9 protein-coding genes are annotated in these 12,470 nt (G+C 69.7%); 3 read left to right on the forward strand and 6 right to left on the reverse strand.

The features are described from left to right. Positions 1-198 precede the first annotated feature (198 nt). Together OEB96_RS24875 and OEB96_RS24880 are read left to right on the forward strand one after the other, a co-directional pair. Entirely contained in the window at positions 199-2,463 is a 2,265-nt protein-coding gene (locus tag OEB96_RS24875) for a hybrid sensor histidine kinase/response regulator (RefSeq protein ID WP_266219207.1), read from the forward strand. A 250-nt stretch (positions 2,464-2,713) separates the two neighbouring features. After that, complete coding sequence (locus OEB96_RS24880) at positions 2,714-3,877, forward strand: FIST signal transduction protein (protein WP_266219208.1); 1,164 nt, start codon at positions 2,714-2,716, stop codon at positions 3,875-3,877. Between the two features lie 18 nt (positions 3,878-3,895). On the opposite strand, the gene OEB96_RS24885 is transcribed toward OEB96_RS24880, so the two are convergent. From OEB96_RS24885 to OEB96_RS24910, 6 genes are all read right to left on the reverse strand, one after another. After that, on the reverse strand, positions 3,896-5,146 hold the full coding sequence (locus OEB96_RS24885) for a sulfate adenylyltransferase subunit 1 (RefSeq protein ID WP_266219209.1): 1,251 nt from the start codon (positions 5,144-5,146) through the stop codon (positions 3,896-3,898). A gap of 83 nt (positions 5,147-5,229) precedes the next feature. Then, complete coding sequence (gene cysD / locus OEB96_RS24890; RefSeq protein WP_266219210.1) at positions 5,230-6,141, reverse strand: sulfate adenylyltransferase subunit CysD; 912 nt, start codon at positions 6,139-6,141, stop codon at positions 5,230-5,232. 83 nt (positions 6,142-6,224) lie between these two features. Continuing rightward, entirely contained in the window at positions 6,225-6,740 is a 516-nt protein-coding gene (locus OEB96_RS24895; protein ID WP_266219211.1) for a hypothetical protein, read from the reverse strand. 191 nt (positions 6,741-6,931) lie between these two features. Further along, on the reverse strand, positions 6,932-7,756 hold the full coding sequence (locus tag OEB96_RS24900) for a lamin tail domain-containing protein (RefSeq protein ID WP_266219212.1): 825 nt from the start codon (positions 7,754-7,756) through the stop codon (positions 6,932-6,934). A 343-nt stretch (positions 7,757-8,099) separates the two neighbouring features. Then, the gene (locus OEB96_RS24905) at positions 8,100-8,522 is read right to left on the reverse strand and encodes a tellurite resistance TerB family protein (RefSeq protein ID WP_266219213.1); all 423 of its coding nucleotides are present in this window, start codon (positions 8,520-8,522) and stop codon (positions 8,100-8,102) included. Between the two features lie 13 nt (positions 8,523-8,535). Further along, entirely contained in the window at positions 8,536-11,526 is a 2,991-nt protein-coding gene (locus OEB96_RS24910; RefSeq protein ID WP_266219214.1) for a serine/threonine-protein kinase, read from the reverse strand. Positions 11,527-12,113: 587 nt separating this feature from the next. Between OEB96_RS24910 and OEB96_RS24915 the strand changes: the two genes are divergently transcribed. Next, a partial coding sequence (locus OEB96_RS24915) for a hypothetical protein (protein WP_266219215.1) occupies positions 12,114-12,470 on the forward strand: 357 nt, incomplete at its 3' end.

The following is a 12,470-nucleotide window of genomic DNA, read 5'->3' on the forward strand; positions in this document are numbered from 1 at the left end:
GGCGTCGGGTTCGATCGAGGGCGTCCGCGAGCCCGACGCATGTGCGCTCTGGGTCGGGCGCCGCTCGACGAGGTTTCCAAATTTCGCGCCGCTCGTTGGGGACCGCACGCCGCGATTCTTGTCGGGGGTCCCCCGAAGAAGGCATCGGACCGAGCCGGGCTCCGCGTGGGCGCGGTATCCTCGTGGCGATCGGACCCCTTGAGCCACGAACGTTCGCACACGGTCGGAGGTCGCTCGGCGCTTCCGGCGGGCTTCGATCTCCTGGCGGTGATCGAGCATGCCACCGACGCCATCGGCTTCGATGACGCCGACGGCAACGTCGTGTACGCCAATCGAGCCTACCGCCGCCTGTTCGGGATCGACGACGACGCCACCGACCTCGGTCGCCTCGAGGACCACGCAGCCGAGGGCTGGGGTCACGAGCTCGTGCGGCGCCACGACGAGCGGGCCAGGGGGCAGCTGGGGGCGAGCTCCTATGCCTACCGGGCGCGACGGCGCGATGGCGTCGAGTTCTGGGCCGAGGTCTCGGTGGTGCCGATCTTCGAGGGTGGGCACTTTTGGGGAACCCACGCCGTCGTCCGCGACGTGAACGAGCAGCACGAGCGCGAGGCGGCCCTGCGCGCGGAGAACCAGGCCCTGTCGGCGGCGATCGGTGCAATCCCGCTGGCGGTGGTGGTGCTCGATCGCGAGGGGCGGGTCCAGGCGTGGAACGACGCGACCACGCAGGGCTTTGGCTGGACCCGCGACGAGGCGCAAGGGCGGCCCTATCCCCTGGTGCCCGCGGAGCAGTGGTCCGAGTTCATCGGCTCGCTCCATCGGGTGCTGCGCGAGGGCACGCTCGAGGGGCTCGAGTCCGTTCGGCGTCGACGCGACGGCACCGAGGTCGAGGTCGCGCTGTGGTCACGGGCCCTGGCGGGGGAGACGGCCAGGGACGGCCGCGTGCTCGAGGTGATCGTCGACATCTCCAAGCAGCGCCGCGCGCAGCAGGACTATCGTCAGCTGTTCGAGCGGGCCTTCGATGCGATCGTGGTGTTCGAGCCCGAGTCCGAGCGCGTGCTGGACGTCAACGCGCGGGCCTGTGAGCTCTATGGGCTGTCGCGCGACGAGTTCGTGGGCATGAACCTGCAGACGATGACCCAGGACGTTCCCCGGGGACGGGTGGTGCTCGACCGGATCCAGCGCGACGGCACGCTGCACAACTACGAGACCGTGCAGCGCCACAAGGACGGGACCGAGCTGCTCGTGGAGTGCAACGCGTCGATCGTCGAGTATCAGGGGCGCCCCGCCGTGCTCAGCATCAACCGTGATCTCAGCGAGCGGAGGAGGCTGCAGCGGGAGCTGACCCACGTGCAGCGCATGAAGGCGGTGGGACAGCTCGCGGCGGGTGTGGCCCACGAGTTCAACAACGTGCTCGCGGCGATCCTGGGCACGGCCGAGTCGCTGCTCGATCTGGTCGAGGGCTCCGATGCACGCGAGCGCCTGCAGCAGATGATCGCACGCGCCGAGACGGGCTCGCGGCTCACTCGACAGCTGCTGGGCTTCTCGCGGGGTGGGAGCGAGGAGCGAGCCCCGATCGAGGTCGACCAGCACATCCGCGGCATGACCAAGTGGCTGGCGCGCCTGCTCGGCAAGGACGTGGAGCTTCGGCTCGAGACCCGGGCGCCGGGCATGGTCGTGATCATCGATCCCACCCAGCTCGAGCAGGTGGTGCTCAACCTGTCGGTCAACGCACGCGACGCGATGCCGAGGGGAGGCTCGCTGCGGATCCACACCCGCGCGCTGCGCCTGGTCGCGGCACGAGAGGCGACCACGGGGACGATCGAGCCGGGAACCTATGTGGCGATGGAGTTTCGGGACTCTGGCCCCGGCGTGTCACAGCAGGCCCAGGAGCACCTGTTCGAGCCGTTCTTCTCCACCAAGGATCGGGGCAAGGGCACCGGCCTCGGGTTGGCCACCGTCTACACCATCGTGGATGGACTGGGTGGGGCCATCGATCTTCGCAACGCCGTCGACCCGGGGGGAGCGTGCTTCACCATCGTGCTGCCGGCGATCGAGCGCGAGTCGGAGCTCGTGGTCCCTTCGCCGCCCGAGCGCCCTCGGGGAGGGCGAGAGACGATCCTGGTGGTGGACGACGAGCCGACCATCCAGACCGCGCTCTCACAGATGCTGCGCGGGATGGGCTACCACGTGCTCACGGCCCCCGATGCCAATCGAGCGCGACGCGTGTTCGAGGACGCGGGCGGGGCGGTGGATCTGCTGCTCACCGACGTCTCGATGCCCGGCGGCAGCGGTGTCGACCTGGCCAAGGACTTGCTCGACCGCTCGCCCACGCTCAAGGTGCTGGTGATGTCGGGCTATCTCGACGAGGCCTCCTCGCGAGCGTTGCCTCGTACGAGCTTCGTGGACAAGCCGTTCACGCGGACGATCATCAGCCAGCGGATTCGCGAGATGCTCGGCGACTGATCCCGGGGGGCGCCATGTGTGAATTGGCGGCGATGGGCCAGTAAATCCAGGTTCTGGCTTCGACCTGGCGCTGGCGCTGCGAGCGGCATCGAGCCTGGCGGACACCACCCGTGGGCAGGCGGCCCCGGAGCGGCAGGCGGCCCTTTGGCCCACACGGTGTTCGGACCCCGTTCACCCTCGGGGGACAGCGATGGTCGCGGGCCGTTTGACCCGGGTCGCAACCGTTCCCTACCTTGGAGGCACGCCCATCATGGAAATCGTCAGCATTGGTCCGGTTGCAGGAGGCCCCGCCGCGCTCGAGAAGGAGATGAGCGCGGTTGCGAGCCGATTGTCGGGAGGCAAGGTCGCGATCCTCTACTTGCCCATCGACTCCGATCACGGCGCTTACTTGCGCGCGGCAGAGGAAGGTCTTGGGGGTCCGGTGGTGGGTGCGACCACGGGTGGTGCGGCCTTCACCGAGCGCGGCGTCACGCGGCACCAGCCGGTGGCGGCGGTGCTGGGGGGCCCGGGGCTCGCGTTCGAAGTCGGGGTTGCGACCGGGCTCGATCGCGAGGCGAAGGTGGCGGTGGCCGAGGGCGTGCGCCCGGTGGTCGAGGCGGCGCGAAGCCATGCGAGCCGCAGCCACGCCCTCATCACCCTGGCGGATGCGTTTGCTTGCGATGGCGAGGTCCTGCTGCGTGCGGTGGCCGACTCGACGCCTCCACACTGGCGGCTGTTCGGAGGCACCGCCGGCGATGACTGGCGCTTCTCGGGCACGCGGGTGTTCGCGCGGGGTGAGGTCCTCGAGAACTCGGCGGTGATGCTGGGCTTGTTCTCGAACTCGCCGCCCTCGCTGGTCACTCGCCATGGCTGGTGCGCAGCCGAGGGCAGCGCCGAGCTCACCGTGACCGGGGTCGATGGCAATCGCCTGCTCACCCTCAACGACCAGCCCGCGGCCAAGGTGTATCAGTCCGAGCTCGAGCGCCTGGGCCTGCTGCGTCCTGGTGAGGATCTGGTGCCGGTGATGGCCAAGCACGAGCTGGGGGCCAAGACGGTCTTCGGCAGCGAGCTCAAGATCCGCGCGCCGTTGGGGGTGGATGCCGACGGCGCGGTTCGCCTGGCCAGCACCTTGCCGCCGGGCACCGTGGTGCGCGTGGTGACGGCCAGCGCCGATGGGCTCATCGACGCCGCCACCGAGCTGTCGCGTCGCGCCCTCGAGCCGCTGGCCGGCTCGGCGGTGCGTGGGGCCTTGGTGTTCGATTGCGCGGCGCGGCTGCAGCTGCTCGGCGAGCGCTATGGTGAGCAGGTCGCGGCGTTCCAGGGCGGCCGGCACTTCCCGATGGTGGGCATGACCTGCTACGGCGAGATCGCTCGCTTCGGGGGGAGCATCGAGGGCTTCCACAACACCACGGCGGTGATGGCCGCCTGGGGGTAGCAGCGGCTCGCGCTTCGCTCAGCGGATCATCCCCGCCGCCACCGTTGCATTGGTGAACGGATCCACCAGCACCAGGCTCCCGGTGAGGCGGTTGCGGGCGTAGCGATCGTAGTGGATCGGCTGCGCGGAGCGGATCTTGACCCGCGCGATGTCGTTCATGGCCACCGTGTCGCCCTCGGTGCTGGGGATGCGGTGCAGCGTGTTGACGTCGACCTTGAAGCTGACCTCGCGCACGACCGCCTTGAGCTCGCGGGTGGTGTGGCGCAGCAGCAGCTTGGCGCCCGGTCGCAGGGGAGCGGCCTCGGACAGCCAGCACAGCATCACGTCGAGGTCCTGCCCCGAGGTGGGAGGGCTGCCGGCCTTGACGATCATGTCGCCGCGGCTGACATCGACGTCGTCGCACAGGGTCATGCACACCGATTGCGGGGGGTAGGCCTCGGGCAGCTCGCGGCCGTGCAGCCAGATCTTGTCGATGCGGCTGCCGAAGCCGGAGGGCAGCACCACCACCTCGTCGCCGGGCTTGAACACGCCGCCTGCGACCTGGCCCGCATAGCCACGGAAGTCGTGGAACGCGTCGTCGTGCGGGCGGATCACCCACTGCACGGGGAAGCGCGCGTCCACGTGGTTGACGGTGCCGCCCACGTAGAGGTGCTCGAGGTGGTAGAGCAGCGCAGGCCCTTCGTACCACGGCGTGCGCTCGGAGCGGTTGACCACGTTGTCGCCATCGAGGGCGCACAGCGGGATCGCGGTGAGGGCCACCACGTCCAGGCGCGACATGAAGGCGATGAACTCCTCCACGATCTCGGTGAAGCGTTCCTCCGAGAAGTCCACCAGATCCATCTTGTTGACGCACAGCACGAAGTGGCGGATGCCGAGCAGCGACGAGATGAACGCATGGCGGCAGGTCTGCTCGAGCACGCCGCGGCGGGCATCGACGAGCAGCAGCGCCACCTCGGCGGTGGACGCCCCCGTGACCATGTTGCGGGTGTACTGCACGTGCCCCGGGGTGTCGGCGAGGATGAACTTGCGGCGCCCGGTGGCGAAGTAGCGGTAGGCCACGTCGATGGTGATGCCCTGCTCGCGCTCGGCCCGGAGCCCATCGGTGAGCAGGGCGAGGTTGAGCCGCGCGTCGCCGTGGCGCTCGCTGCTGCGCTGCACGGCCACGAGCTGGTCCTCGAGCACGTTCTTGCTGTCGTACAGCAGGCGCCCGATGAGGGTGCTCTTGCCGTCGTCGACGCTTCCGGCGGTGGTGAGACGAAGGAGCTTCATGGTGATCGTGAAATTGCGAGTGACTCGCGACCCGGTGTTCGATGCGCTCGTACCATCAGAGGGGTTCCATCAGAGGTGTCTCATCAGAAGTACCCCTGCCGCTTGCGGTCCTCCATGGCGGTCTCCGATCGCTGGTCGTCGGCGCGGCCGCCACGCTCGGTCACGCGTGCCGCGGCGATCTCGGCGATGACCTCGATGATGTCGGCGGCCTCGGATGGCACCGCCCCGGTGCAGGTGGCGTCGCCCACCGTGCGGAAGCGGACGCTTCGGCGCTGCACGGGGGTGCCCTCGGGCGGCTGCAGGAATTCGCCGACGGCCATCAGCATGCCCTTGTGCTCGAACACCTCGCGCTCGTGGGCAAAGTAGAGGCTCGGCAGCTCGAGCTGCTCGCGCTGCACGTACTGCCACACGTCGAGCTCGGTCCAGTTCGACAGCGGGAACACGCGGAAGCTCTCGCCCGGCTGCTTGCGGCCGTTGTACAGCCCCCACAGCTCGGGGCGCTGCTGCTTGGGATCCCAGGTGCCGAAGTCGTCGCGATGCGAGAACACCCGCTCCTTGGCGCGGGCCTTCTCCTCGTCGCGACGAGCCCCGCCCACGCAGGCATCGAAGCCGTGCTCCTCGATCGATTCCAGCAGGGTCACCGATTGGATCGCATTGCGGCTGGCGAACGGACCCTTCTCGTCCTGGGCTCGGCCGGCGTCGATGGTGGCCTGCACCGAGCCAACGTGGAGCCGCAGGCCCTCGCGGGCCACGAGCCCGTCGCGGAACTCGATCGTCTCGGGGAAGTTGTGCCCGGTGTCGACGTGCAAGAGCGGAAACGGCACGCGGGCCGGCCAGAACGCCTTGCGGGCGAGGTGCAGGACCACCACGGAGTCCTTGCCACCGGAGAACAGGATGGCCGGGCGCTCGAACTGCGCCGCGACCTCGCGGAGGATGTGGATGCCCTCGGCCTCGAGGTCGTCGAGGTGATCGAGTCGGTAGGACGCACGCGCCATGACGATGGCGGCCAGGGTACCTTACTCGGGCGGAAGGCACCGGGAGGTGTGCGAAATCGGCGCCGTGGCGGCTCGGCGCCGGGCTAGACCGGGCGGATGCCGAACTCGCGGCGCAGCTCCACGAGCGGGACGTCGAGGTGGGCGGACCAGTCGTGCAGCGACCACTTGCGGGTCATCGATCGCGAGCGCCAGATCGCACGCACCACGCGGGGGATGGCCCCGAGGCTGCTCCACAGCATGCGGCCGTAGCCGACCTCGGAGAGGAAGGTGGAGAAGAACTCCTTTTGGGCGTCGCTGCGGAAGTAGGACCACAGCTCGCGCCAGCGAACGTCGGTCCCGAAGTAGGTCCAGGTGTCGGCGAGGGTCTCGTCGGCCAGCGAGGTCGACAGACCGAAGAGGACGTGGCACGCATCGTGGGCGGCGAAGAAGCGGCCGAGATGGCCGAGGCTCTCGTTCTTCTCGAGCGCCTCGGGATCGAACAGGCCGGGGTTGGCTGCACGGTACTCGGCCAGACCCTCGCGCAGGGTCTGAGTGGACTGGGCGTCCTGGTAGCGGCAGCGGATCGCAGCAAAGGGGGCTTGGGTTTGGACCATCTCCATCGTGGTGCCTCTCGTTGTTAGACCGTCTGGTCTAAGAAATGAGACCAGATGGTCTAATTGCAAGCTCATTCCGACGAGGTGGTCGATTTCCAGAATGAATTCGATGGATTATGGGTGGCGAACCAGCGTTGCGCTGGGACCGGAGGGCCCGCCTGCGCACCGTTCGCGGTTCGGGCGCCAGGGCTGGTCGCTCAGGGCAGGTTGGGATCGCCGAGGGTGGGCGTGCATCCAGCCGTCCACGTGCCGGTCGGGCCGCTGGGCAGCCGGCAGTAGGACACCTCGGCCTCGCCATCGCCGTAGGCCACGAAGTCCACGACCTCCAGATCGGGATCGAGCAGGGTGACCGCATCGCCGGCGGTGGAGAGCCCGAACAGATGGCTGTCGGGAGGGCCGCCCTGGAACACCACCATGCGTTCTCCGGGCGCGAGCACGGTCCCCTCGGGGAACTCCAGCTCCTCGAGGTCGGCCATGGGGTCGTAGGAGTCGTCGGGATCGGTCAGCTCGTCGGTGAGGAAGTAGCCCGATAGATCGAACGGACTGCGGCCGAAGTTGTAGATCTCGATCCCATCGCCGCCCGACGAGATCAGCTCGTCGAGCACCACGCCCATGTCGGGCTCGGTCTGGCAGGCGCTGGTGTCGAACGTGCACGCGGCGGTGCAGGTCAGCCATCCCGCCAGGGTGGGATCGAGGTCGTTGCACGAGGCCACGTCGCCGTAGTCGTCACCGTCGCACTCCTCGCCGGGATCGAGGACCCCGTTGCCACATGGCGCGGCGGTCTCGTCGCCCTCGGTGGTGTCGGTGCTGCCGCCGGTGGTGCTGGTGGTGGTGCTGCCGTCCGCGCTGGTGCTCGCGGTGGTGGTCGCATCCGGGCCGGAGCTGCCCGTGGTGGTCTCGGACTCCGCGCTGGTGGTGCTGCTGCCGTCGGATGCAGGGGGCTCGGGCTCACCGCAGGCGCTCGCGCCGAGCGCGAGGGTCCAGGTGAACAGGGCGACGAACGAACGAGGATCATGGGTCATCTTGGGGGCTCCTGGTCCGGCGGTACGCGAACGAGGCGCAGGTCGACGCGCTTGCCTCGGGCGGTGCAAGGCCGGTATCGAGAGTGTAGAACGTCATCCCGCCGACCTCGTTGCCATCACAGACCAATCGGGTGGCCTTGGCAGAGACCCGAGAGTCGATGCGCGATCACAGCCTGGTTCGAACGCCCCGTCACCGCCTGGCGGTACACGAGCTCCGTCGACCGAGCGCCAGGCACGGCGCTGTCGCCGACGCTCCTGCTCGAGGAACAGATGCATGGCCCGACCCGGTGATCGCCACGCAATGCCGCAGCGGAGCACCATCGAGGCGATGCGAGACGCCCTGTCAGTCGGACTTGGACGAGGCCTTGGCCACCAGCTCGGGCACGCGGTCGTCCTCGATGATCTGCACGGTGAAGGTGGCAATCTCCTCGTCGCTCATCCCCAGGCCCTGGGCCACGCGGCGCAGGTAGTCGTCCTCGGCGAGGTCGATCTCGTCGTCGACCTCGGTGACGGTGGCGATGAGATCGACCACGTTGCGCTTGTCCTCGTGGGAGAGGAACGCGAGCGTGGCCGCCGCGGCCTTGGGGTCGTGCTTGGCGGGGTTGAACGCCTTGATGCGGGCTTCTTGCGCGGCCGGGAGCGGCGACTTGCCGATCACGCGCTCGAGCAGCGCGCGAATGCTCTCGAGCTCGCGTCCCTCGAGCCGCTTGTCGGCATAGGCAGCGCCCAGCAGGAGATCGGTGAAGGTGTCGATGTGCTCGAGCATGAGGGGATCCTCGTCAGGGGTGGGTCGAGGTTGGATCGAGGGGGGATGGTACGCCCCGAGCTCGTGGGGCGTCCACCGTCGACGACTCGGCGGGGGATTGCCTGCTCGCCAACCAGGCCTCGACCCTCTGCAGCTCGCGGCGAGCGTGGGCGGGGTGCTCGCGCAGGGTCTGCCGGGCCAGGGAGGCGAGCTCCATCGCTCTCTGCGGCTCCCGCCCGGCGGCGGTCAGCGATTGCGCCAGCTCGAAGCGAGCGAGCGCCAGCTCGGCGCTGCGGTCGTGCGCTTGCTCGAGCTCCACGACCTCCTCGAGCATGCGAAGCGAGGGCTCCACGCGGCCCAGCTCGCGTAGGGCTCGTCCCTCGAAGCGGCGAGCCTCGAGCGCGACCGTGGGCCCGCGGCCGCTGGCGTCGAGGATCTTCACGGCGCGCTCGGCCTGGGCCAGCGCCTCACGGGCTCGACCCAGCTCGAGCAGCAGCTTGGCCACGGTGACCGCATGGTGGCCGTGCTCGGGGTGCTCGGGCGGGAGGCGGCCCTCGACCGCCTTCTGGCCCTGCTCGGCCAGCTCGAGCGCTTCCTCGAGCCGGTCGAGGTCGACCAGCGCGAGCGCCAGGTTGCGCATCGACTCGGCGACCTCGGGGTGATCGGAGCCCAGCTTGCGGCGTCGGATCTCGAGCGCCTCGCGGTGCAGTCGCTCGGCCGCTTCGGGGCGGCCGAGGTTGCGCTGCACCACCGCCATGCTGGCGATCGAGCGCACGGTGTCCAGGTGCTCGTCGCCCAGCACCGCCCGCTGCAGGTCGAGCGCCCGCTGCAGCTCGCCCTCGGCCTCCTCGAACCGACCCTGTAGCATCGACAGCAAGGCGAGGTTGGCGTAGAGCGACGTCATGCTGGGGTGCTTGGGACCGAGCACGCGCTCGGTGAGCTCGGCCGACTGCTGGAGGTACTCGCGGGCGTGCTCGAAGTCGCGGCGCTCGGCGTAGGAGCTGCCGAGGTTGAGCAGGGCGACCGCGAGGTTGGGGGAGTCGGGATCGTGCTCGCGCTGTAGCTCCACCGAGCGCTCGAACAACGCCTGCGCCCGGTCGTAGTGCGCCTGCCGGATCGCGATCATGGCGCGGGTGTTGGTGATGGCGATCTCGATCCGAGGGTCGGTGCTCTGCCGCTGCAGCAGCGACTCGGAGAGGTCGAGCCACTCGGTGCCGCGCTCGTAGAGCTGCTGCTCGTACCCGAGCTCGCGCCCCATGTCGATGGCGATCATGGCGGCGCGTCGATCGTCGCCGGCAGCGAGCGCGTCGTGGAACGCGGTGCGGAGCAAGGGAATGCCCTCGGCGTCGTCGATCGATCGCTTGGCCCGGGCCAGGGCATGCTCGAGCTCGGCCTGCAGCGGCGGGTAGCCGAGCGCTCGCGCCTGCTCGACCAGGGGCTCGAGCCGCTCGATCAGCTCGCGATAGCGCCCCGCCGACGACAGCGCCTCGGCGTGGGCCAGCTCGGTGCGCAGACGGCCGACCTCCTGTCGAGTGCTCTCCTGCTCGGGCGGAGCGACGCCCGAGAGCAGGGCGTCGGTGTCGCTGCAGCCCTCGAGATCGGGGAGCCCGGCAATGCCCTGGATCGCGTGATCGACCACGGTGGCGTCGGCCTCGACGAGCACCCCGAGGAAGCCATCGAGTCGCTGCAGACGCTCGCCCAGGCAGCGGCGGCGACGCTCGAACAGATCGGTCGATTGCGTCTGCTTCACCAGCGCGGCCTCACAGGCCTCGGTAGCCTGGGTGGACCAGCGATCGGCGTAGGCATCGAGCTGCTGCGCGACGCGGGCCCAGGTGTCCTCGGCATGGGGCAGCGAGGTGGCACGAAACGCCGCGGCCACGGCGGCTCGCTGCTCGTCGCTCCACACCGCCATGATCTCCTGGGCGGAGGCTTCGCAGGGCGAGCGCGAGGGCCACGACCCCGAGGCGTAGGCGAGCCCGAGCACCGTGACGGTGCCCAGCCCCACGGCGCCAGCGGCCAGCCAGCGCCGGCGGCGAAGCGAAGGGTCGGCTCGCAGGGCGTGGAGCAGGGCTTCCATGGAGGGGTGCCGGTTGCGGGGGGCGACTCGCAGCCCACGTAGGATCTCGCGGCGCAGCCACATCGGCACCGAGCGGCCGGCGGGCGGCTCCTCGACGGCGCCCGTATACACGGCCTTGCTCAGGCTCTGTACGTCGGTGCCTCGAAACGGCCGCTCGCCGTAGAGCGCCTCGTAGAGCGCCACGCAGAACGCAAACTGATCCGAGCTCGCGGTGGCCATGCGCCCGGCGAGCTGCTCGGGGGACATATAGGCGGGGGTGCCCATGACCGTGCCCACCTCGGTGAGCGCTTCGTCGAGGCTGCCGCGGCTCACGCTGTCGGAAGGGCCGATGGACTCGGCGCTGCCGCGGCCGCGGGCCAGCCCGAAGTCGACCACGCGCACACGGCCGTCGCTGCCCACCAGCACGTTGTCGGGCTTGAAGTCGCGGTGGACCAGCTCGGCCTCGTGCGCGGCGGCAAGGCCCCGGCCCGCCTGTTCGAAGACGTCGAGGATCTCGGGGATCGTGCGCGCGCAGGCTCGCAGCCAGCGGCCGAGGGTCTGCCCCTCCACGAACTCCATGGCCACGAACACCGCGCCTTCGTGCTCGCCCACGTCGTGCACGGCGACCACGTTGGGGTGGGAGATGCGAGCGATGGCCTGGGCCTCGCGCATGAGGCGAGGCCGCCCCTCGCCCAGGTGCGACGGGCGAAGCAGCTTGATCGCGATGCGACGATCGAGCTTGGGATCGTAGGCGGCGTAGACGACCCCCATGCCGCCAGCGCCGAGCTCGTCGATGACCACGTAGCGCGAGACCGACGTGCCCCGGGGGAGTCGAGGCACGTCGAACTCCCGAGCCATCGGCTCGGTGTCCTCGCCCACGCGAGTGGCGTCGAGGTCGCGCGTCGTGCCACCCAGGGGCTGCTCGACGGTCGCTTCGATCGAGGGCTTGGGCACCGCTTGGTCCAGCATGCCGTACGAGGAGCGCGGGTGGATCGCTCGTGATGCGCTGCTGCGCGTGAGACGCCGCGTTGGGGCTCCTGTGGGCGAATCGGGGGGCTCGATGTAGGCGGAGCGGCCTCATTTACTGAACAGAAGAACCTGGGTAGGGTGGCAGCGAGTGCCGTTTGGGCTCACGCGATCGAGCGTGGGCGAGCCGTGCGAGCACTCGAGTGCAGACCAAGAGCCCCCAAGGAGCCCCCATGGCAGTCGGTCGCAAAACCGGCGATCGGACCCGCGCGATCGATGACCCTCGCGGACGGACCGAGCTCTCCAACGAGCCACACACCGAGCTATTCGAAGAAGCGATGCGGCTCGAGGAATGGGCGCCGCTTCGCGAGATGACGCCGCGCGAGGACTCGGCGCCGCACGAGGGTTCGGCACCACGCGAGGGTTCGGCGCCGCACGAGGACCCGGCACCGCGCCAGGGTTCGGCACCGCGCGAGGACTCGGCACCGCGCCAGGACTCGGCACCGCGCCAGGGTTCGGCACCACGCAGGGTAGCGCGGTCGCTCGAGGACTCGATCCCGCGCGCGGATGCGGTCGCGCTCGAGGACACGATGCCGCTCGAGGACGCGATCCCGCTCGCGAGAGCGGCGTTGCACGAGGACGTGGTGCCGCTCGACGACGACGTGATGGCGTTCGAGCAAGCGATGCCGTTCGAGGACAAGCAGCTCGAGGCCGCGCTGCTGCACGACGAGGAGATTCCCTTCGAGGCCGTGTCGGCACCCGGACGCGCCGTGTTCCCGGTGCCGGGGTTCGACGGGTTCGGGCCGGCGCCCGAAGGACGAGGTCCCGAGCCGGTGTCGATGCCCGAGCCGATGTCGATGCCCGAGCCGGTGTCGATGCCCGAGCCGATGTCGATGCCCGAGCCGATGTCGATGCCCGAGCCGGTGTCGATGCCCGAGCCGATGTCG

This window comes from Paraliomyxa miuraensis, assembly GCF_026337845.1.
Lineage (GTDB): Bacteria > Myxococcota_A > Polyangia > Nannocystales > Nannocystaceae > Paraliomyxa > Paraliomyxa miuraensis.